Origin of the sequence: Streptomyces sp. NPDC029674, assembly GCF_044903205.1 — a bacterium.
Lineage (GTDB): Bacteria > Actinomycetota > Actinomycetes > Streptomycetales > Streptomycetaceae > Streptomyces.
In genome coordinates, this window is record NZ_JBJDPY010000031.1 from 1 (window position 1) to 20,807 (window position 20,807).

Below are 20,807 nucleotides of genomic sequence, written 5' to 3' on the forward strand. Positions count from 1 at the left end.
CACGGACACCCGGTCCGCGGGCGATGCTCCGCCTTGCGATGCACCGCACCAGACGCCGCGGGCTGACCGGACCGATCCAAAAGACACGCCCTAGCCGCTCAGCGCAGGCGACACATCCCTAATCGGCATGGCCGATTGCCTAAAAGCTTTAGGCAAATGCACAATGGCTTATGCCGAGAGAGGGGAGCGTCATGGTGCGGCGCGTAGGACTGACCACGGAGCGTCTGGTCCAGGCAGGGGCCGAGCTGGCCGACGAGGTCGGCTTCGACCAGGTGACCGTCTCGGCGCTCGCCCGGCGCTTCGACGTCAAGGTCGCGAGCCTGTACTCGCACGTGAAGAACTCCCATGACCTCAAGACGGGCATCGCCCTGCTCGCCCTGGCCGAGCTCGCCGACCGGGGCGCGGACGCGCTGGCCGGCCGGGCCGGTAAGGACGCGCTGGCCGCCCTGGCGAACGTCTACCGCGACTACGCCCGGGAGCACCCCGGCCGCTACGCCGCCGCCCAGCTGCGGCTCACCCCCGAGGCGGCCGCCGCCAGTGCCGGGGGCAGGCACGCGGAGATGACGCGCGCGATCCTGCGCGGGTACGACCTGACGGAACCGGACCAGACGCACGCGGTCCGCCTCCTCGGCAGCGTCTTCCACGGCTACGTGAGCCTGGAGCTCGGCGGCGGGTTCAGCCACAGCGCGCCCGACTCGCAGGAGACGTGGACGCGCGTCATCGACGCTCTTGACGCGCTGTTGCGCAACTGGCCCGCACCGGCCGCCTGAGCGGCTCAGTCCACACACTTGATCCACTTGATCTACAGGTTGAGGCAATGCATACCGACCACACGGACCAGCCCAGTCACCACTGGACCACCACGCCCATCACCGCCGAGCTGCTGCGCGGCGCGCTCGACGTGGAGCACACGGAGCACGGCGTGCTGCCGCACCGGCTCCCCGCCGCCGCCCGCGCCCAGAACACCGACGGCCAGCTCGCCATGGCCGAGTCGCAGCCGTCCGGCGTACGCCTGGCGTTCCGCACCCGGGCCACCACGGTGGAACTCGACACGCTGCCCACGAAGCGGGAGTACGTGGGCGCGCCGCCCCGCCCGGACGGCATCTACGAACTGCTCGTCGACGGCCGACCGGCGGGCCGGGCGAGCGCCAAGGGCGGCAACGTCCTGACCATCGACATGACCGCCGGCACCGCCGAGCGCACCGCCGGGGAACCCGGCACCCTGCGCTTCGGCGACCTGCCCGACGGGATGAAGGACGTCGAGATCTGGCTGCCCCACAACGAGACCACCGAGCTCATCGCCCTGCGCACCGACGCCCCCGTGGAGCCGGCGCGCGACCCGGGCCGCAAGGTGTGGCTGCACCACGGCAGTTCGATCAGCCACGGCTCCGACGCCGCGAGCCCCACCACCACGTGGCCGGCGCTCGCCGCCTCGCTCGGCGGTGTGGAGCTGATCAACCTCGGCCTCGCTGGCAGCGCCCTGCTCGACCCGTTCACCGCACGGGCCCTGCGTGACACCCCTGCCGACTTGATCAGCGTCAAGATAGGCATCAACGTGGTCAATGCCGACGTGATGCGGCTGCGCGCGTTCGCTCCGGCGGTCCACGGCTTCCTCGACACCATCCGCGAGGGACACCCCGACGTGCCCCTGCTGGTCGTCTCGCCGATCCTCTGCCCCATCCACGAGGACACGCCGGGACCCAGCGCGCCGGACTTCAGCGACTTCGGCGAGGGCCGACTCCGCTTCAAGGCCATGGGTGACCCCGCGGAACGGGCGGCCGGAAAGCTCACCCTCAACATCATCCGCGACGAACTGGCCCGCATCGTGAAACACCGCTCCGCCGACGACCCGAACCTCCATTACCTCGACGGCCGCGACCTCTACGGCCCCGCCGACGCCACCGAACTCCCCCTCCCCGACAACCTCCACCCGGACGCCCCCACCCACCGCCGCATGGGCGAACGCTTCGCGGCCCACGCGTTCACCCAGGGCGGTCCCTTCGCGGCCAAGCCGGTCTGACCGGGCAGGGCGGCGATTTCACGTGCGAGTCCCTTGCTACTTCACGACCTGACGGCTAGTCATATGACTAATCGAAATACGCGAGGGCCATGCCGTACCGGCACAACTCCCTGGAGGGCACGTGAAGTTCTCCGTCATATTCGAGGCGCAGCTCGCCGATCCGACCGTCGAGCGGGAGCATCAGGTCATCCACGACAGCGTCGAACAGGCCGTGCTCGCCGAGGAGATGGGGTTCGACCGCGTCTGGGCGGTCGAGCACCACTCGCTCAAGTGGTACGCGCACATGAGCGCCCCCGAGATCTTCCTGACCTGGGTCGCCGCGCGCACCAGCACCATCCGGATCGGCCACGGCGTCGTCTGCATGCCGTTCAACTTCAACCATCCGGCGAGGGTCGCCGAGCGCGCCGCCATGCTGGACCTGCTCTCCGGAGGGCGGCTCGACCTGGGCGCGGGGCGGGGCGGCACGGAGCAGGAGACGTCGCTCTGCGGAGTGGACAGGGGACGTACGGCCCAGGAGGTCGAGGAAGCGCTGCGGATCATCGGGAAGGCCTGGGAGAAGGAGGAGTTGGAGCACCACGGCGAGCTCCTCGACATCGGCCCGCACCCCATCCTGCCGCGGCCGAAGCAGACCCCGCACCCGCCGCTCTTCCTCGCGTGCAGCAGGACCGAGACGCTGACGCAGGCGGCCGAACTCGGCATCGGCGCCCTGGTCATGGGCTTCGCCGGGCCGGAGTCGATCGCCGGCATGCGGCAGGCGTACGACGCCGCAATCGCGGCCCGCACCGGCGCGCGCCTCGTGTCGAGCGTCGTCAACGACCACTTCTCCGTGCTCTGTCCGACCATCGTGCTCGACGACCGGGAAGCGGCGCGGCGCGTCGGGATCCGGGGGCAGCGGTTCTTCGCGCAGTCCATCGGGCACTGGTACGGCGGCGCGGGCATCCCCGACGAGGCGGTCGTCGAGGGCGGTGACGAGGCAGCCGAGATGCGCAGGGCCGCCGAGCAGGTCGTCGCGCGCCTCCACGAGCACAACATTCCGGTACGGCCGACCTCGACCGCCACGTTCAACGCCGACCACGCGTACGGCGCCGCGGACGACGCCATCGCCTACGTGGAGCGGCTGCGCGACGCCGGGGCCGACGAGATCATGTGCCTCATCCAGATGGGCACCGTCCCGCAGGAAGCCTGCCTGGAGACCTTGCGGCAGTGGGGCGAGAAAGTCATCCCGCACTTCCGCGCCCACGAAGAGAGGGTGAACGGAACGAGTGCGCGCACGTGACGCGTCCTAACCCCACCGGCCCGCCGGACCGTCTCGCCCCCCACGCCCGCCCCCTCGTCGACGCCCTGACCGCCGCCTTCCCCGACCTCGGCGGCACCGTCACCGACGCCGTCGAGGCCCGGCGGATCCTCGCCGCCGCGCCTGCCTCCGCAAGGACACCGCCTGCCGTCGCGGAGGTCATGGACCGGACGATTCCGGGGCCACGGGGCGCGCCCGACCTGCCCGTACGCATCTACCTGCCTCACCCGGAGCGCCGAGATCCGCACCGGCAGCATCCACGGCCCCGACCGCCCCGCCCCACCGTTCTCTTCTTCCACGGCGGCGGCTACGCCCTCTGCGGCATCGACTCCCACGACGCCACCGCCCGCGGCCTCGCCGCCCGGTCCGGTGCCGTCGTGGTGTCCGTCGGCTACCGTCTCGCCCCCGAGCACCGGTTCCCGGCCGCCGTCGACGACGCGTATGCGGCGCTGTGCTGGGCGGCCGGTGAGTGTGGAGCGCTCGGGGGCGATCCGGGCGCTCTCGCCACCGCGGGGGACAGCAGCGGGGGCGGGCTCGCCGCCGCCGTGGCCCTCAGGGCGCGGGACGCGGGCGGGCCCGCCGTCGCGTCGCAGGTGCTGCTCTATCCCGTACTGGACGCCGCCCAGGACACCGACTCGTACCGGGAGAACGCGGAGGGGTACTTCCTGACCGCCGCGCACATGCGCTGGTTCTGGGAGCAGTACCTGGGGCCCGGCGGCGACGGCGCGCACCCCCTCGCCTCGCCGCTGCGGGCCGCCGATCCGACGGGGCTGCCGCCCGCGTACCTCGTCACGGCCGGCTGCGATCCGCTGCGTGACGAGGGGCTGGCTTACGCGGAGCGTCTGCGGGCAGCCGGAGTGGACGTGATCGCGGCCCACCATCCGCGGATGTTCCACGGGTTCCTCGGCTTCCCCGACGTACTCCCGGAGGCTGCGGAGGCGCTGCGAGGCGCGGCAGAAGCGATCGCCTCCGTGGCGGGCCACAGGAAAAACAGCGGTGTGGGCGGGGGTGGCGCAGGATAATTTACGGAGACCCCCTTGTCCCGGAGAACCCCACATGCATACGGTGTCCTGACGTGAGGTTCTCCCGTGGAGGATGGGGCATGACGGAAATTCTTGTGCAGTCGGGTACGGAGGGTGCGGTTCTTTCCGCCAGTGGGCCCGGCGCGCGGGTGGTGGACCACCCGGCGTGGCCGGTGCTCAAGGACGCCGTGGAGGACATCCGGCCCTGGCAGTCGGCCGACGGTTCCATCGACTTCGACGCGGACGGCGCCCCGGCGAGGAGCATCGCCGAGCTCACCGTGGACCGCGTCGTATCAGCGGTCGAGGAGCTGTCCCCGCTCCTCCCGCACGACGCCGCGTACCACCGCGCGCTCGTCGCGGACCTGCGCCGCTGGGCCGACGGCGGCTTCGCCGTGCCGGACTTCCTCGACTCGCTGCTCGCCTTCCAGCCCGCCGCGAACCGCCAGGACGGCCTCCAGCACCTGGTCGTCTTCCCGATGTACACGCAGAACGGCAACCCGGACCGCAACCTCGAAGCGGTCGTGCTGCGCATGGTCTGGCCCGACTGGCTGGCCGAGCTCGAGCGCACCCGCTACGACAACCCGTTGTTCTGCGGCATCACCTTCGAGGACTTCACCGCCGGGTACGACACCAACTCGGCCGTGCTCTTCCCCGAGACCATCGCCGTGCGCGAGGCCCCCGAGCGCTTCTCCTGGGGCGGCATCTTCTGCGACCGCGAGGCGGCCCGCTTCCGCCGCGTCACCGAGGCCGCCGTGGACCTCCTCGGGCTGGAACTGCCCGACGACATCCGTGCGATGGTCGGCGACCAGGACCGCTGCGAGCAGGCGTTCGTCCTGTGGGACATGGTCCACGACCGCACCCACAGCCACGGCGACCTGCCGTTCGACCCCTTCATGATCAAGCAGCGCCAGCCGTTCTGGATGTACGGCCTGGAGGAACTGCGCTGCGACCTCACCGCCTTCAAGGAGGCCGTGAAGCTGGAGGCCGAGGGCGTCCCGCAGGCCCGCGACGTGCAGTACGCCGTCCTCTTCGACCGCATGTTCCGCTTCCCGGTCACCGGCGACCGCGTGAAGAACTACGACGGCCTCGGCGGCCAGCTCCTCTTCGCCTACCTCCACAAGCACGACGTGGTCCGCTGGACCGACAACCAGCTCCGCATCGACTGGGAGCGCGCGCCGGAGATCACCAACCAGCTGTGCGGCGAGATCGAGGACCTCTACCGCGCGGGCATCGACCGCCCCAAGCTGGTCCACTGGTTCGCCGCCTACGACCTGGTGTCCACGTACCTCGCCCCGCACCCCGGCTCCCGCTGGGCCAAGGGCCCGGACGCCCTTGACACGTCGCTGCCGCCGCGCAAACTCGTCGACGAGGTGCTTCCCGACGAATTTCCGCTCAGCATGTTCTATGAGGCGCTCTCCAAGAAGCTGAAGAACGTGATCGCCTCCACCAAGGGGATCGTGGCTTCCTCGGGCGCCGAGAAGGCCGCCGCGTGAGCGGCCGCCAGGAGGAGGCGAGGAAGATGTCCGCACTCGATGGAGCCGTGGTCGCGGTGGCGGGGGCGGCGGGTCCCGCGGGACGCGCCACTCTGCTGAGGCTCGCGGAGGCCGGCGCGACGGTCGTGGCCTCCGACGCCGATCCCGCCCGCCTCGCCGAGGCCGTGGACGCCGCGCGGTACGCGCACGGCGGGGCCACCGTCATCGGTGACACGGTCGATCTCCTGGATCTGAGCGCCGCCCGCGAGTGGGCGACGCGCACGGAGAAGGAGTTCGGGCGGATCGACGGCCTGGTCCACCTCGTCGGCGGCTGGCGCGGCAGCAAGAGCTTCGCCGAGACGGACCTCGCCGACTGGGACCTTCTGGAGAAGCTCCTGATCCGCACCGTGCAGCACACCTCCCTCGCCTTCGAGGACGGCCTGCGGCGCAGCGATCGCGGCCGCTACCTCCTGATCAGCGCGGCCGGCGCGTCCAAGCCGACCGCGGGCAACGCGGCGTACTCCGCCTCCAAGGCGGCCGCCGAGGCCTGGACGCTCGCTCTCGCCGACGCCTTCCGCAAGGCCGGGGGTGACGAGGGACCGCGCGCGGCGGCTGCCATCCTGGTGGTCAAGGCGCTGGTGCACGACGCGATGCGCGCGGAGCGGCCCAACGCGAAGTTCGCGGGCTTCACCGACGTCAAGGAGCTGGCCGAGGCCATCGCCGGCGTCTGGGAGAAGTCCGCCGAGGAAGTGAACGGAAACCGCCTGTGGCTGACCGAGAAGCCGTGACCGCTGCCGCCAGAGAAGCCGTGAACCCGCCGAAGACGGACGCCCGGCGCCACCACGACCCGGACGTCCGCGGCTTCGCCAGCGACAACTACGCGGGCGCCCACCCGGAGGTCATGGCGGCCCTCGCGCTCGCCAACGGCGGTCACCAGATCGCGTACGGCGAGGACGACTACACGGCCAACCTCCAGCAGGTCATCCGCGGTCACTTCGGACCGACCGCCGAGGCGTTCCCGGTGTTCAACGGCACGGGTGCCAACGTCGTCGCGCTCCAGGCGGTCGCCGACCGCTGGGGCGCGGTGATCTGCGCCGAGTCCGCGCACATCAACGTGGACGAGGGCGGCGCCCCCGAGCGCATGGCCGGCCTCAAGCTGCTCACCGTGCCCACACCGGACGGCAAGCTCACCCCGGAGCTGATCGACAAGCAGGCGTTCGGCTGGGACGACGAGCACCGGGCGATGCCGCAGGTCGTCTCGATCGCGCAGAACACCGAGCTGGGCACGCTCTACACGCCCGACGAGATCCGCGCGATCTGCGACCACGCGCACCGGCTCGGCATGAAGGTGCACCTCGACGGCTCCCGGATAGCCAACGCGGCTGCCGCCCTCGACGTCCCCATGCGGACGTTCACGAACGCGGTCGGCGTCGACATCCTGTCGCTCGGCGGCACCAAGAACGGCGCGCTGTTCGGTGAGGCCGTCGTGGTCATCAACCAGGACGCCGTGCGCCACATGAAGCACCTGCGCAAGATGTCGATGCAGCTGGCCTCGAAGATGCGCTTCGTGTCGGTGCAGCTGGAGGCCCTGCTCGCCAAAGACCTGTGGCTGCGCAACGCGCGGCACGCCAACGAGATGGCGCAGCGCCTCGCGGAGGGCGTCCGCTCCGTGCACGGCGTGGAGATCCTCTACCCCGTGCAGGCCAACGCGGTCTTCGCGCGCCTGCCGCACGACGTGAGCGAGCGCCTGCAGAAGAAGTACCGCTTCTACTTCTGGGACGAGGCGGCGGGCGACGTCCGCTGGATGTGCGCGTTCGACACCCGCGAGGACGACGTCGACGGGTTCCTGGCGGCACTCAAGGAGGAGATGGCGCGCTGACCGCCGCCTCTCCAACCGTATAGGCGCCTGCATAGTTATACGGCTGACCGTAAAGTCATTGACTTACGGTCGGCCGTATTCCTATGCTCCCGTGGCATGCGTCTGATCCAGGAAAACCCCGACCTGTCTGCGTACTTGGCCGCGGACGAGGTCGTCGACCACCATCATCCACTGGTCCGCGAGACGGCGGCCGATCTTGCAAGAACATCCGCCGATACCTACGCCTACGCGCGTGCCGCCTTCGAGTTCGTGCGCGACGCCATCCCGCACTCGCAGGACTCGGGGCGCATGGAAGTGACCTGGCGCGCCTCCGACGTCCTGCGCGAACGCACCGGCATCTGCACCGCCAAGTCCCACGCCCTGGCCGCGCTGCTGCGCGCCGAGGACATCCCGACCGGGTTCTGCTACCAGCGCCTGCGGGACGGCAACACCGGCGGCTACTCCCTGCACGGCCTGGTCGCCGTACGGCTCGACGGGGCCTGGCACCGGCAGGACCCGCGCGGCAACATCCCGGCCGGTGTCGACGCGCAGTTCCGTCTCGGCGAGGAGCGGCTGGCCTGGCCGGTGGATCCGGAGTGCAATGAAGTGGACTACCCGGTCCTCTATGCTGAACCGAGTCCCGTGGCACTCCGCGTGCTGAAGGAAGCCCGGGACCGGCTCCACCTCTGGCAGATCTACCCCTCAGAACTGTGAGGCACGACGGACCATGACCATCGACCTGACCGTCTCCGACGAGGTCCGCGCCCTCGCGCCCGGCTTCACCCACGTCGCCATCGAGGCCCGCGGGCTCGTCAACGGCCCCAGCACCGACGAGACCTCGGCCCTCCTGGACGAGGCCGCCCGCCGCCTTGCCGTACGCCTCGACGGGCGCGCCCCGCACGAGGACCCGCACATGGCCGCCTGGCGCGCCGCGTACACGGCCTTCGGCGCCAAGCCCTCACGTACCCGCAACTCCGCCGAGGCGCTGGCCAAGCGGGCGCTCGCGGACGGCGGCCTGCCCCGGATCAACGCGCTCGTCGACGTCTACAACGCGATCAGCGTCGCCCACCTGATCCCGGTCGGCGGCGAGAACCTGGACCGGATCAAGGGCGGCATGCGCCTGGTGCGGGCCACCGGCGAGGAGGACTTCGTGACCGCCGCCGCGGGCGAGCCGGTCGTGGAGCACCCCGACGCGGGCGAAATCGTGTGGTGCGACGACGAGGGCGTCACCTGCCGCCGCTGGAACTGGCGCCAGGGCCCGCGCACCCGCCTCACCGAGGAGTCGGTGAACGCGATCTTCCTGCTCGAAGGCATGGGTCCGGACGCCGGCCTCGAAGCGGCGGGCGCCGAACTGGCCGAGCTGCTCGCGAAGGTCAGCCCGGACGCACGGATCACCGTCCGCCCGCCGAGCTAGCGCCGAGGCCGGTTCAGCCCGGTTCAGCCCGCCTCGGCGGCCTTCACCTCGGCCGGGGTCGGTGCCGTGCCGCCCAGGTGGGCCGGCATCCACCACGTGTCGTCCGGACCCTTGGGGCGTACCGGATAGGCGCGCTGCGCGGCCTCCAGGAGCTCCTGGCAGCGCTCGCGCAGCCGCCGCGTGATCGCGCCCGCGTACTGGTCCTTCGGTGCCTCCACCGGCTCGCCGACACGGATCGTGATCGGGAGGTGGCTGCGCTTGAAGTTGCGGGGGTGGCCCTTGGTCCACAGCCGCTGCGTGCCCCACAGGGCCATCGGGATCAGCGGCACCCCGGCCTCCTGGGCCAGCCGCGCCGCGCCGGACTTGAACGTCTTCAGCGTGAACGACTGCGAGATCGTCGCCTCCGGGAAGACGCCGATGATTTCTCCGGAGCGCAGCGAGTCCAGGGCGTGCGCGTAAGCCGTCTCGCCCTGGTTGCGGTCGACGGGAATGTGCTTCATCCCGCGCATCAGCGGCCCGGAGATCTTGTGCCGGAAAACCGATTCCTTCGCCATGAACCGCACCACACGCTTCTGCGGCAGCGCGGCGAGACCGTCGAAGATGAAGTCCAGGTAGCTGATGTGGTTGCTGACCAGGACCGCGCCGCCGGAGCGTGGGATGTTCTCCGACCCCTTGCAGTCGATCTTCAGGTCCCATGCCTTGAACAGGGTTTTCGCGGCACCGATGACCGGACGGTAGACAAGCTCTGCCATGGGTGGGGATGACCCTTCGTTTCTGCCTGGGGAGGGGGTTCCCGGCGGGAAGTTACGCAGCCGTAGGTTTTTCGGCGTTGCGCAGATCGTGCCCCAAGAACGGACGAGTGACCAGCCTTGGTGCCTTCAATCCGGGAGATTCTCGTCACGTAGGAATGATCCGGGAGCGGCGGATGCTGTAGTCCAGAGACTTTGGGCGCGGAGGAGCAGTGGAAGAGGAAGACGTGCGGGAACGCGGGACCGGGCGACCGCTCGGCGCGGCGGACATCGGCGGGCGGCTCGGGGAGCGGGCGACGCTCGTGCAGTTCTCCAGCGCCTTCTGCCAGCCTTGCCGGGCGACCCGCAGAGTGCTCGCGGACGTGGCGGAGCTGGTCCCCGGCGTGGTCCACGTGGAGATCGACGCCGAGGCGCGGCTCGATCTCGTACGCGAGCTGCGCGTCCTCAAGACCCCCACCGTGCTCGTCCTGGACGCGGCGGGACAGGTGGTGCGCCGCGCCGCCGGGCAGCCCCGCAAGGCCGATGTGATCGCCGCTCTCGGGGAGGCCGTGTGATCTTTCATAATCCGGAACCGACTTGACTGCACCCCGCATCCATCGCGAGCCTGCCTACATGCCCCGGGATCTCCTTCTGTACGAGCGCGTCCACGTGGACCTAGGCCGCCACGCCAGCGCCCGCTGTCCGCGGTGCTGAGCAACGACGCCTCCGCTCGCACCTCCGGCAACCCCCGGCAGAAGGACAAACCCCATGACGGCATCGTCGGCATCGTCAGCCCTCCGTACCCCCCGGCTCGCCACCCCGGAGCTGCTGCGCTCGGTCTTCCGGCAGCACGCCGCGGGCGTCGCCGTGATCACCGCCGCGCACGCCTCCCGGCCCGTCGGCTTCACCGCCACCTCGCTCGCCTCGGTCTCCGCGGCGCCCCCGATGCTCTCCTTCGGGATCGGCACCGGCTCCTCCTGCTGGCCCGCGGTCTCCGAGGCCACACACGTCGGCGTCCACATACTCGCCGAGGACCAGCAGGAGCTCGCCGCGACGTTCGCGCGCAGCGGAGCCGATCGCTTCGCCGCGCCCACGAGCTGGCGCGAGGGGCCCGAGGGCGTGCCCGTGCTCGACGGCGCGCTCGCCTGGCTGGTGTGCCGGATCGTCGCCCGCGTGCCCGCCGGCGACCACCGCATCGTGCTCGCGGAGGCCGTCGTCGGCGACCGCGAGGACGAGGGGCGCCCGCTCCTGTACCACCACGGGCGCTTCAACGCTCTGCGCGACTGAGAGTTCCCCCGGCGGGCCGCTCCGCTTGATTACGGAGCGTTGGGAAGGTCACAGTTCAAAGCGCTTGCTCAGTGGGAATGAACTGGGTGTACTCATGAGTAATATTTCGGTCGGAGCGCGGGCCGCCCCGACCGGGATCCGCCGCTTCAGGCGCCTATGCTGCCTGCAAGAAGGCAGTAGCCATAAGCCAAGGCAGCAGCCCAATAAAGACGATGCAGTAGGAGAGCCGGCGTGAGCTTGAGGATCGTTGTCTGTGTGAAGTACGTGCCCGACGCCACCGGCGACCGGCACTTCGCCGATGACCTGACCGTCGACCGCGACGACGTCGACGGCCTGCTGTCGGAGCTCGACGAGTACGCGGTCGAGCAGGCGCTGCAGATCGCCGACGAGGCGGACGACGCGGAGATCACCGTGCTGACCGTCGGCCCCGAGGACGCCAAGGACGCGCTGCGCAAGGCGCTCTCCATGGGCGCCGACAAGGCCGTCCACGTCGAGGACGACGACCTGCACGGCACCGACGTGATGGGCACCTCGCTGGTGCTCGCCAAGGCCATCGAGAAGACCGGCTACGACCTGGTCATCGCCGGTATGGCCTCCACCGACGGCACCATGGGCGTGCTGCCGGCGATCCTCGCGGAGCGCCTCGGCGTCCCGCAGGTCACGCTGCTCTCCGAGGTCTCCGTCGAGGACGGTGTCGTCAAGGGCCGCCGTGACGGCGACACCGCCAGCGAGCAGCTGGAGGCGTCCCTGCCGGCCGTCGTGTCCGTGACGGACCAGTCGGGCGAGGCCCGCTACCCGTCCTTCAAGGGCATCATGGCCGCCAAGAAGAAGCCGGTGGAGTCGCTCGACCTGGACGACCTGGACATCGAGGCCGAAGAGGTCGGCCTCGAGGGTGCCTGGACCAAGGTCGACTCCGCCGCCGAGCGTCCGGCCCGCACCGCCGGCACGATCGTCAAGGACGAGGGCGAGGGCGGCAAGCAGCTGGCTGAGTTCCTCGCCGGCCAGAAGTTCATCTGAGCTTCAGTCATCCCCTCAACCGCCCCAACTTCTTCGTAACCGCAGGAGATTGAAGTCCCATGGCTGAAGTTCTCGTCTACGTCGACCACGTGGACGGCGCCGTCCGCAAGCCCACTCTTGAGCTGCTGACCCTGGCCCGCCGCATCGGCGACCCCGTCGCCGTCTCCCTCGGTGCCGGCGCCGAGGCCACCGCCGCCACGCTCGCCGAGCACGGCGCGGTGAAGGTCCTCACCGCCGACGCCCCCGAGTTCGCCGACTACCTCGTCGTACCGAAGGTGGACGCGCTCCAGGCCGCCTACGAGGCTGTGTCCCCGGTCGCCGTGCTCGTGCCCTCCTCGGCCGAGGCCAAGGAGATCGCGGCCCGCCTCGCGGTCCGCATCAAGTCCGGCATCATCACGGACGCCGTCGACCTCGAGGCCGGCGACGAGGGCCCGGTGGCCACGCAGTCCGTGTTCGCCGCCTCGTACACCACCAAGTCCCGCGTCTCCAACGGCACCCCGGTCATCACGGTCAAGCCGAACTCGGCCGCCGTGGAGCCCGCCCCGGCCGCGGGCGCCGTCGAGGCCCTCACGGTCTCCTTCTCCGAGAAGGCCACCGGCACCAAGGTCGTCTCGCGCACCCCGCGCGAGTCGACGGGCCGCCCCGACCTGACCGAGGCCGCGATCGTGGTCTCCGGCGGCCGCGGCGTCAACGGCGCCGAGAACTTCTCGATCATCGAGAACCTCGCCGACTCGCTCGGTGCCGCCGTCGGCGCCTCGCGCGCCGCGGTCGACGCCGGCTGGTACCCGCACTCCAACCAGGTCGGCCAGACCGGCAAGTCGGTCTCCCCGCAGCTGTACATCGCCTCCGGCATCTCCGGCGCGATCCAGCACCGCGCCGGCATGCAGACCTCGAAGACCATCGTGGCCATCAACAAGGACGCCGAGGCCCCGATCTTCGACCTGGTCGACTACGGCGTGGTCGGCGACCTCTTCGAGGTCGTCCCGCAGCTCACCGAAGAGGTCAAGACCCGCAAGGGCTGAGCTCCTCCCCGTACGAGGCCCTCGTTCCCGCGGTGCGCGGGGTCGGGGGCCTCGGCGCGTCACAGCGTCAGCGTCGCCTGCACGGGCAGGTGGTCGCTCGGCCACTGGCCGCCGAGCGAGAACGTGTTCATCGAGGCCGAGTGGACCTGGGCCGTCGGCCGCGTGAGGATCCAGTCGATGCGGTTGCCGTCCGGGGTGAGCGGTCCGTAACCGTGGTACGTGGCGTACGCCTTGCCGCGCTCCTCCGCCGCGTCCCAGGTGTCGACGAGACCGGCCCGCAGGAGCGTGTCGTAGACCGCCGGGTTCTTGTGGGCGTGGGCGTTGAAGTCGCCCGTCACGACGAGCGGCAGGGACGACTTGAGGCGGCGGACGCGGTCGGCGATCAGCGTCGCCGAGCGGGCGCGCGCGTTCTGGCTGATGTGGTCCAGGTGCGTGTTGAGGACGTACAGCTCGGTGCCCGTGATCAGGTCCTTGAAGCGGACCCAGGTGGCCATGCGGGTCGAGCGGGCGCCCCAAGTGTTGGACGCGATGACGTCCGGCGTGTCCGAGAGCCAGAAGTGCTCGAACTCCAGCGGTTCCAGCCGCCGGACGTCGTAGAAGACGGCCATGAACTCGTCGCGGCTGCCGCCCCCGACGCCCGTGCCGATCCAGTCGTACTCCGTGCCGATGTCGGACTCGATGTCCCGCAGCTGGTAGAAGAGGCCTTCCTGGCTGCCGATGACGTGCGGCTTGGCGCGCAGGAGCAGTTCCTTCATCACGGGGCGGCGCTCGGCCCAGGTGTGCGGCGGCTTGGCGCTGGCGAAACGGACGTTGAACGTCATGACGTCCAGGCGGGCCTCCGGCGCGTTGACGGCCGCCGGGACGGCCTGCTGCGCGGCGTGCGCCGGACCGCCGGACAGCGCCTTGCCGAAGAGGGGAAGCGCCGCGGTCGCGGCGAGCGCGGTCCGCAGACCCGTACGGCGCGAGAAGCGGGAGTCGATCGGCACACGGTCTCCTTCGGTTCGGGCCGCGCGACTCCGACCGTGGGCGCGCGGGGATGGGGGAAGACTCTCCAAGAGCGCCGCCCGCGCGGTTCTGGACACGCGTGAACCGCCGGGGTGGCTACGGATGCAGGACACGAGAGGGTGTTGACCAGCACGAAGGTCGCGGATAACTTCGCTATACGGATTGTTGATTCCGTGAAGCGGAAATGCCGGGCGCGGCACCGAGCGTGTGGAGGATGCAGGAATGGGTCAGCAAGAGAAGGTGGCGACGAGCCTCGCCGGCGCGGTCAGCGAGGGCATCAGCGCTTCCCTCGCCCCGGTGGACGCGGAGCTCGACCGCCGCTACCCCGGCGACCCCGGCACCCGCCAGCCCGTCCACACCGTCTACGTCCCCGGTGAGCAGTTCGCCGCCGACACCATCCGCACCTGGGGCGACAAGGCCCTGGAGATGCTCGACGAGCACGCCCCGGACGCCGCCTCCTTCGCCGCCGTCCTCGGCCTGGGCGACGACCTCGCCGAAGCCGTCTACACGCGCGTGCGCACCAAACTGGAGCGCGAGCCCGTCGAAGACCTGCGCGTCGACTTCGAGGACGGCTACAAGGGCGCCGACGAGGACCAGGACGCCGCCCGCGCCGCCCGCCTGGTCGCCGACGCGTACAAGAACGGCACCGCCGCCCCGTACATGGGCATCCGCACGAAGTGCATGGAGGAGGCGGTACGCGACCGCGGCATCCGCACCCTCGACGTCTTCCTGTCCGGCCTCATGGAGGCGGGCGGCCTGCCCGACGGGCTCGTCCTGACCCTGCCCAAGGTGACGTACCCCGAGCAGGTCACCGCGATGGTGCGCCTCCTGGAGGAGTTCGAGAAGGCGCGCGGCCTGGAGCGGGGCCGCATCGGCTTCGAGATCCAGATCGAGACGAGCCAGTCCATCCTCGCCACCGACGGCACCGCCGCCGTCGCCCGCATGATCCAGGCCGCCGAGGGCCGCGCCACCGGCCTGCACTACGGCACCTTCGACTACAGCGCCTGCCTCGGCGTCAGCGCCGCCTACCAGGCCAGCGACCACCCGGCCGCCGACCACGCCAAGGCCGTCATGCAGGTCGCCGCCGCGGGCACCGGAGTGCGCGTCTCGGACGGCTCCACCAACGTCCTGCCCGTCGGCTCCACCGAGAAGGTCCACGACGCCTGGCGGCTGCACTACGGCCTCACACGCCGCGCCCTGGCCCGCGCCTACTACCAGGGCTGGGACATGCACCCCGGCCACATCCCCACGCGCTACGCCGCGGTGTTCGCGTTCTACCGCGAGGGCTTCGAGTCGGCCGCCGCCCGCCTCGCCGCCTACGCCGGTCACCACGAGGGCGGCGGCGTGGCCGACGAGCCCGCCACCGCCAAGGCCCTCGCCGGCTACCTGCTGCGCGGCCTGGACTGCGGCGCCCTCGACGCGGGCGAGGTCACCCGCCTCACCGGCCTGACCCTGGCCCGCCTGCAGGGCTTCGCTGGCCCGCGCCGCGGCGACCTCACGGTGTCGGGCAAGTAACACCGGCCTCTGCCGTCTCTGCTGCCCCGTAGTCTGTACGCCACGGAAAGTGGCGTCACAGAACGGGGCAGCAGTTGTTTTCGGGGGATCAGGAACAGCCGGGGTACCAGGAGCAGCCAGGAGGCCACGGGCAGCCAGGAGGCCGGGAGCAGGCCGACGGGATCGGCAGACTCCTCGCCGGGCGCTACCGCGTCGTGGCGCAGCTCGGCCGCGGCGGCATGGGCGTCGTCTGGCGCGCCGTCGACGAGGTGCTGCACCGCGAGGTCGCGGTCAAGGAACTCCGCACGTTCACGGACGCGGCCGGGCCCGAACTGGCCGACCTGCGGCTGCGCATGCAGCGCGAGGCCCGGGCGGCCGCCCGCGTACGCCACTCCGGAGTGGTCGCCGTGCACGACGTGGCGGAGGTCGACGGACGGCCCCTCATCGTCATGGAACTCGTCGACGGACCCTCCCTGGACGACGTGCTGCGCGACCGCGGCGCACTCGACCCGCACGAGGCCGCGGCCATCGGCGCCAAGGTGATGGAGGCCCTCGCCGCCGCACACCGCGTGGGCGTCCTGCACCGCGACGTGAAGCCCGGCAACATCCTCCTGGAGTCCGGCGGCCGCGTCGTCCTCACCGACTTCGGCATCGCCACGATGGACGACCCCGGCGACGGCTCGGCCACCCACCTCACCCGCAGCGGCGAACTCATCGGCTCCCTGGACTACTTGGCGCCCGAGCGCGCCCAGGGCCACGACCCGGGCCCCGCCTCCGACGTCTGGGCCCTCGGCGCCACGCTGTACGCCGCGGTCGAGGGCGCCTCGCCCTTCCGCCGTACGTCGACGTGGTCCACGCTCACCGCGATCGTCACCGACCCGCTGCCCGAACCACGGCGCTCGGGGCCCCTGACGCCCGTACTGCGGCAGCTCATGGACAAGGACCCGCAGGCGCGCCCCGACGCGGACTCCGCGCGGCTGCTGCTCGACGGTGTCGCGGCGGCGCGGGGCGCGGCGGGGGTGCCCGCGCAGGGACCGTCCGGCACGACGGAGCGCAGCATCCCCAGCGGCCCGCCGCCCGGCTTCGGGCCCCCGCCGTCCCCGACCCCTGCCCCCGCTGCCCCTGCCCCGTATGCGGCGCCGCAGGGTCCCGCTCCTTCCGCGAGCCGCGCGGAGACCCGAGCCCAGGCCCGCGCCACGCAACGCCCGCGCCGCGGCCGAGCGTTGCTCGCCGCCGCTGCCGTGGCCGTCGTCCTCGCGGCGACGGGAGCCACCGCGGCCGTACTCAACAGCAAGGACGACGGCGGAAGTCAGGCGCGCGAGGGCGCGGCCTCCGGAGGCGCGGGATCGTCGGAGGACGACGGGAGCAGGGGCCCGCTGGGCGGCAGCGAGGAGAAGCCCCGCAAGCCGTCGGGGCAGGGCGAGGAGAAGCCCCGCAAGCCGGACACGAAGCCCTCCGACGACGCGGAAGGCGCCGACAAGGACGCCAAGGACCCGGCCGACCGGGACCAGGACAAGGACGAGAACAACGACAACGACAAGGACGGGGAAGCCGACCGGCCCGGCGAGCGTCCCGGCCCCACCACCAAGCCGACCGAGGGCGGTTCCGCGCCGGACCCCGTCTGCCATCCGGCCGGCGGCGGCAAGTACAACTGCGACGTGTGGCAGACCGCGAAGTCGTACACGGCGGGCGGCGCCCACGTGGGCACGCTGAACGCGGGCACCAACTATTTCTACTGCCAGCAGAACCTGGGCCGCCGTGAGACGCAGGGCCAATGGACGAACGTCTGGTGGGCCAAGACGGACGACGACAGCGGCAACACCGGTGTCTTCGTCAGCGACGTCTACATCAAGGGCGGCGACAACGACAAGCCGCTGCCGGGCCTGCCCGTCTGCTGAGGCCGGCACGAGACGGGGATGGAGCCGATGAGCGAAGCGCTGTACGCGCGCGTGGCGGCCGCCGCGGCCGGGACGTCGTACCGGTTGCGGCGGACGGAGCGCGGCTTCGACCTGGTGGTGGACGTCCCGACACTGGGCCGGCACGTCACACAGGTGCACACCTACCGGGTCGAACTGCGCCCGCGCGAGAAGACGTTCACCATGACGGACGTCGTCCGCACCCGCGAGCGCGGCCCGTTCGGGGTGCCACAGGTCAAGGTGGAGATCGGCCGGAGCCGCTACCGGACCTGGAGCCGCTCACTGGACGGCGGCGAGCGGACGTCGTTCTCGTCCGCCGACGGCCACCGCCTGATCCGTGGCGCGGCCGAGGAACTGGGCTGGACGGAGCTCAGACCCGCGGGCCATCGGGCCGGTCTCGTCGTCGGAGCCATCGGCGGACTGCTGGGCCTCGGCACGCTGATCGCTCTCGCTGTCGCCTTCTGGCCGTAGCCGATCAGCCGTCAGGGCTTCTCGGCGAGCCAGTGGGCGCAGGACACGACCTCGAAGCCCCGGGTGGGGAAGACGGAGTCCATGAAGAAGTCGTGTATGGCCACGTCGCCGTCGGCGCAGCCGTCGCGCAGCACGGTCACGCGGTAGTCGCGGTCCGCCGCGTCGTAGCAGGTCGCGGCCACCATCGCGCTGGTCGCGACGCCGGCGACCGCGACCGCGCTGACACCGCGCGCGCGGAGTACGAGTTCGAGGTCCGTGCCGGCGTACGCGCTGGCGCGGCGTTTCAGCACGACGATGTCCTCGTCGGCGACCGGCAGCGCGATCTCCGCCCCGGGCGACCCCTCGTGGAAGGTGTCCCCGGCTTCGTAGAACGTCCTGAACATGGCGTTGTCCGGTGGCAGGTCGGATCCGTTGCTCCGGAGGGCGAAGTGCACGAACACGATGAGGACGCCGGCCGCGCGGGCGCGCGGTATCAGTTCGGTGAGCGGCGGCACGACACGCCTGGCGAACGGATAGCCGTTCACGATGCCCTGCTGGACGTCGCCGATGATCAATGCGGTGGTCATGACAGGCACCCTTCCCCGAGTCGGGCGAGTCAGTCGGGCGAGCCGGTCGGGCGGGTCAGCCGGCCGGCGGCAGTTCGCCCGAGCCGCGCGTGATGAGCCGCGTCGGCAGCTCGACCCGCTCCGGAGCCTCCGACACACCGTCGAGCTGCCGGAACAGCCGCTCCGCCGCCGTCCTGCCCAGCTGCGCCGCGTCCTGCGCGACGACCGTCACGCCCGGGCTCAGCAGATCCGCGAGTTCGATGTCGTCGAAGCCGACGAGGGCCACGGGACGGTCGAGGGCGGCCAGGACGCGGACGACGGTCACCGTCACCCGGTTGTTGCCCGCGAAGATTGCCGTGACCGGCTCGGGGCCGCTCAGCATCGTCTCGGCCGCCGTACGGACCCGCTCCGGATCGGTGACGCCGAGCGACACCCACGCCTCGTCGACGGGGATGTCCGCGTCCTCCATCGCCGCCCGGTAGCCGCGCAGCCGTTCTATGGCGGTGTGAATGCGCGGCTGGTCACCGATGAAGCCGATACGGCGGTGACCGTGGGCGATGAGGTGCGCGACGCCGTCCCGCGCGCCGCCGAAGCTGTCGGAGAGCACCACGTCGGCGTCGATCTTCCCGGCGGGCCGGTCGACGAAGACGGTGGCGACCCCCGCGGCGATCTCCGGCTCCAGATAGCGGTGGTCGTCACCGGCCGGGATCACCACGAGCCCGTCGACCCGCCGCGCGCACAGGGCGAGCACCAGCTCCTGCTCGCGGTCCGGGTCCTCGGCGCTCGATCCGTTGATGAGCAGGGCGCCGTGGGCCCGGGCGACCTCCTCCACGGCGCGGCTCAGCGGTCCGTAGAACGGGTCGGCGAGGTCCTCCAGGACGAGGCCGATGCTGGCGGTGCGGCCCTTGCGCAGCACGCGCGCGCTGTCGTTGCGGCGGAAGCCCAGGGCCTCGATGGCCTCCTGGACGCGGCGCTCGGTGTCGGGTGTGACGCCCGGCTCGCCGTTCACGACGCGCGAGACCGTCTTCAGACCGACGCCCGCGCGCGCGGCCACGTCCTTCATGGTCGGCCGGTTGCCGTAACGGTTCTCGGGTCGTCGAGAGGCGGTCTCGGCCACAGTGCGCTGTCCTGTCCTGTCGTCCACGGAGTCGTCGAGCATATGGCGTCGAGCATAGGGCCTGGACAACGTTGTCAGATCCGGGGGAGACTGACGGTTCGCACTCTCCGGCCTGCCGATACAGCCGATACACCAGGAGACCCGACACAGATGCACATGGACCTCGTCGCCGCACTCGACATCGGCGGCACCAAGATCGCCGGAGCCCTGGTGGACGGGCGCGGCCGGATTCTTCAGCGTGCGCAGCGGCCGACGCCCGCGCGGGAGGACGGCGACACGGTGATGCGGGCGGTCGAGGAGGTCCTCGGCGAGCTGACCGCCGGCGATCTGTGGGGCCGGGCGGCGGCCGTGGGCATCGGCAGCGCGGGCCCCGTGGACGCGTCGGCCGGCACGGTCAGTCCCGTCAACGTCCCCGGCTGGCGCGGCTATCCGCTGGTCGACCGGGTCCGCGCGGTCACCGGCGGCCTGCCCGTCGTCCTGGTCGGCGACGGGGTGGCGATGACCGCCGCCGAGCACTGGCAGGGCGCCGCCCGCGGCCACGACAACGCGCTGTGCATGGTCGTGTCGACGGGCGTCGGCGGCGGCCTCGTCCTCAACGGCAAACTCCACCCTGGGCCCACCGGCAACGCGGGCCACATCGGCCACATCAGCGTGGACCTCGACGGCGACCCCTGCCCGTGCGGGGCGCGCGGCTGCGTCGAGCGGATCGCGAGCGGTCCGAACATCGCGCGCCGGGCCGTGGCGGACGGCTGGCGTCCGGGCGCCGACGGGGACGCGTCGGCGGCCGCGGTGGCGACCGCCGCGCGCGCCGGTGACCCGGTCGCGCTCGCCTCCTTCGAACGGGCGGCCCAGGCGCTGGCCGCCGGGATCGCCGCCACGGCCACGCTCGTCGAGATCGACATCGCGGTGATCGGCGGGGGAGTGGCGAAGGCGGGCGACGTGCTCTTCACGCCGCTGCGCCGCGCCCTGCGGGACTACGCCACGCTCTCCTTCGTACGCCGGCTGACCGTGGCCCCCGCGCTGACGGGGACGGACGCGGGCCTGGTGGGAGCGGCGGCGGCCGCGCTCGACGGGATGCCGAGCGCGGCCGTGGACCTGCGGTCCGCCGTGGGGGGCTGACACAGG

21 protein-coding genes are annotated in these 20,807 nt (G+C 71.5%); 17 read left to right on the plus strand and 4 right to left on the minus strand.

What is annotated here, in order from left to right; all coding sequences use genetic code 11:
* Positions 1-194: 194 nt before the first annotated feature.
* The 9 genes from ACI2L3_RS38505 to ACI2L3_RS38545 all read left to right on the plus strand — a co-directional run bounded on the left by ACI2L3_RS38505 (position 195) and on the right by ACI2L3_RS38545 (position 9,080).
* Positions 195-770 (plus strand): TetR/AcrR family transcriptional regulator, encoded by a 576-nt coding sequence (locus tag ACI2L3_RS38505; RefSeq protein WP_404757184.1) that lies wholly within the window; start codon positions 195-197, stop codon positions 768-770.
* Positions 771-817: 47 nt separating this feature from the next.
* Positions 818-2,020, plus strand: coding sequence for a GDSL-type esterase/lipase family protein (locus tag ACI2L3_RS38510; RefSeq protein ID WP_404757125.1), 1,203 nt, complete (start codon positions 818-820; stop codon positions 2,018-2,020).
* A gap of 121 nt (positions 2,021-2,141) precedes the next feature.
* The gene (locus ACI2L3_RS38515; protein ID WP_404757126.1) at positions 2,142-3,296 is read left to right on the plus strand and encodes an LLM class flavin-dependent oxidoreductase; all 1,155 of its coding nucleotides are present in this window, start codon (positions 2,142-2,144) and stop codon (positions 3,294-3,296) included.
* Complete coding sequence (locus tag ACI2L3_RS38520) at positions 3,293-4,336, plus strand: alpha/beta hydrolase (RefSeq protein WP_404757127.1); 1,044 nt, start codon at positions 3,293-3,295, stop codon at positions 4,334-4,336. Before ACI2L3_RS38515 ends, ACI2L3_RS38520 begins: the two co-directional genes overlap by 4 nt.
* 80 nt (positions 4,337-4,416) lie before the next feature.
* Positions 4,417-5,829: a DUF6421 family protein gene (locus ACI2L3_RS38525; protein WP_404757128.1), complete on the plus strand. Its 1,413-nt coding sequence runs from the start codon at positions 4,417-4,419 to the stop codon at positions 5,827-5,829.
* Between the two features lie 26 nt (positions 5,830-5,855).
* On the plus strand, positions 5,856-6,596 hold the full coding sequence (locus ACI2L3_RS38530; protein ID WP_404757129.1) for an SDR family NAD(P)-dependent oxidoreductase: 741 nt from the start codon (positions 5,856-5,858) through the stop codon (positions 6,594-6,596).
* A gap of 20 nt (positions 6,597-6,616) precedes the next feature.
* Complete coding sequence (locus ACI2L3_RS38535) at positions 6,617-7,687, plus strand: threonine aldolase family protein (protein ID WP_404757185.1); 1,071 nt, start codon at positions 6,617-6,619, stop codon at positions 7,685-7,687.
* A 96-nt stretch (positions 7,688-7,783) separates the two neighbouring features.
* Positions 7,784-8,380: a transglutaminase family protein gene (locus ACI2L3_RS38540; protein WP_404757130.1), complete on the plus strand. Its 597-nt coding sequence runs from the start codon at positions 7,784-7,786 to the stop codon at positions 8,378-8,380.
* A 13-nt stretch (positions 8,381-8,393) separates the two neighbouring features.
* A complete protein-coding gene (locus tag ACI2L3_RS38545) occupies positions 8,394-9,080 on the plus strand; it encodes a B3/4 domain-containing protein (RefSeq protein WP_404757131.1) in 687 nt (228 codons plus the stop codon).
* A 23-nt stretch (positions 9,081-9,103) separates the two neighbouring features.
* Here ACI2L3_RS38545 and ACI2L3_RS38550 read toward each other — a convergent pair whose 3' ends face one another.
* Positions 9,104-9,832, minus strand: a complete 729-nt coding sequence (locus ACI2L3_RS38550; protein ID WP_404757132.1) for a lysophospholipid acyltransferase family protein — start codon at positions 9,830-9,832, stop codon at positions 9,104-9,106.
* A 209-nt stretch (positions 9,833-10,041) separates the two neighbouring features.
* Between ACI2L3_RS38550 and ACI2L3_RS38555 the strand changes: the two genes are divergently transcribed.
* The 4 genes from ACI2L3_RS38555 to ACI2L3_RS38570 all read left to right on the plus strand — a co-directional run bounded on the left by ACI2L3_RS38555 (position 10,042) and on the right by ACI2L3_RS38570 (position 13,134).
* Positions 10,042-10,383, plus strand: coding sequence for a thioredoxin family protein (locus tag ACI2L3_RS38555; protein WP_404757133.1), 342 nt, complete (start codon positions 10,042-10,044; stop codon positions 10,381-10,383).
* 193 nt (positions 10,384-10,576) lie between these two features.
* Positions 10,577-11,095, plus strand: coding sequence for a flavin reductase family protein (locus tag ACI2L3_RS38560; RefSeq protein ID WP_404757134.1), 519 nt, complete (start codon positions 10,577-10,579; stop codon positions 11,093-11,095).
* A gap of 231 nt (positions 11,096-11,326) precedes the next feature.
* Positions 11,327-12,112 (plus strand): electron transfer flavoprotein subunit beta/FixA family protein, encoded by a 786-nt coding sequence (locus tag ACI2L3_RS38565; protein ID WP_404757135.1) that lies wholly within the window; start codon positions 11,327-11,329, stop codon positions 12,110-12,112.
* A 59-nt stretch (positions 12,113-12,171) separates the two neighbouring features.
* Complete coding sequence (locus ACI2L3_RS38570) at positions 12,172-13,134, plus strand: electron transfer flavoprotein subunit alpha/FixB family protein (protein WP_404757136.1); 963 nt, start codon at positions 12,172-12,174, stop codon at positions 13,132-13,134.
* A gap of 59 nt (positions 13,135-13,193) precedes the next feature.
* Here ACI2L3_RS38570 and ACI2L3_RS38575 read toward each other — a convergent pair whose 3' ends face one another.
* Positions 13,194-14,120: an endonuclease/exonuclease/phosphatase family protein gene (locus tag ACI2L3_RS38575; RefSeq protein WP_404757137.1), complete on the minus strand. Its 927-nt coding sequence runs from the start codon at positions 14,118-14,120 to the stop codon at positions 13,194-13,196.
* 241 nt (positions 14,121-14,361) lie between these two features.
* On the opposite strand from ACI2L3_RS38575, the gene ACI2L3_RS38580 reads away from it, so the two are divergent.
* The 3 genes from ACI2L3_RS38580 to ACI2L3_RS38590 all read left to right on the plus strand — a co-directional run bounded on the left by ACI2L3_RS38580 (position 14,362) and on the right by ACI2L3_RS38590 (position 18,020).
* Positions 14,362-15,654, plus strand: coding sequence for a DUF6986 family protein (locus ACI2L3_RS38580; protein WP_404757138.1), 1,293 nt, complete (start codon positions 14,362-14,364; stop codon positions 15,652-15,654).
* 161 nt (positions 15,655-15,815) lie between these two features.
* Positions 15,816-17,531 carry a protein kinase gene (locus ACI2L3_RS38585; protein ID WP_404757186.1) on the plus strand — a complete coding sequence of 572 codons (1,716 nt, stop codon included), beginning with the start codon at positions 15,816-15,818 and terminating at the stop codon, positions 17,529-17,531.
* A gap of 27 nt (positions 17,532-17,558) precedes the next feature.
* Positions 17,559-18,020, plus strand: coding sequence for a hypothetical protein (locus tag ACI2L3_RS38590; RefSeq protein ID WP_404757139.1), 462 nt, complete (start codon positions 17,559-17,561; stop codon positions 18,018-18,020).
* An 11-nt stretch (positions 18,021-18,031) separates the two neighbouring features.
* On the opposite strand, the gene ACI2L3_RS38595 is transcribed toward ACI2L3_RS38590, so the two are convergent.
* Both ACI2L3_RS38595 and ACI2L3_RS38600 read right to left on the minus strand, forming a co-directional pair.
* A complete protein-coding gene (locus ACI2L3_RS38595) occupies positions 18,032-18,586 on the minus strand; it encodes a cysteine hydrolase family protein (RefSeq protein WP_404757140.1) in 555 nt (184 codons plus the stop codon).
* A gap of 55 nt (positions 18,587-18,641) precedes the next feature.
* Positions 18,642-19,724: a LacI family DNA-binding transcriptional regulator gene (locus ACI2L3_RS38600; RefSeq protein ID WP_404757141.1), complete on the minus strand. Its 1,083-nt coding sequence runs from the start codon at positions 19,722-19,724 to the stop codon at positions 18,642-18,644.
* Positions 19,725-19,832: 108 nt separating this feature from the next.
* Between ACI2L3_RS38600 and ACI2L3_RS38605 the strand changes: the two genes are divergently transcribed.
* A complete protein-coding gene (locus ACI2L3_RS38605) occupies positions 19,833-20,801 on the plus strand; it encodes an ROK family protein (RefSeq protein WP_404757142.1) in 969 nt (322 codons plus the stop codon).
* The last annotated feature ends 6 nt before the right edge of the window (positions 20,802-20,807 follow it).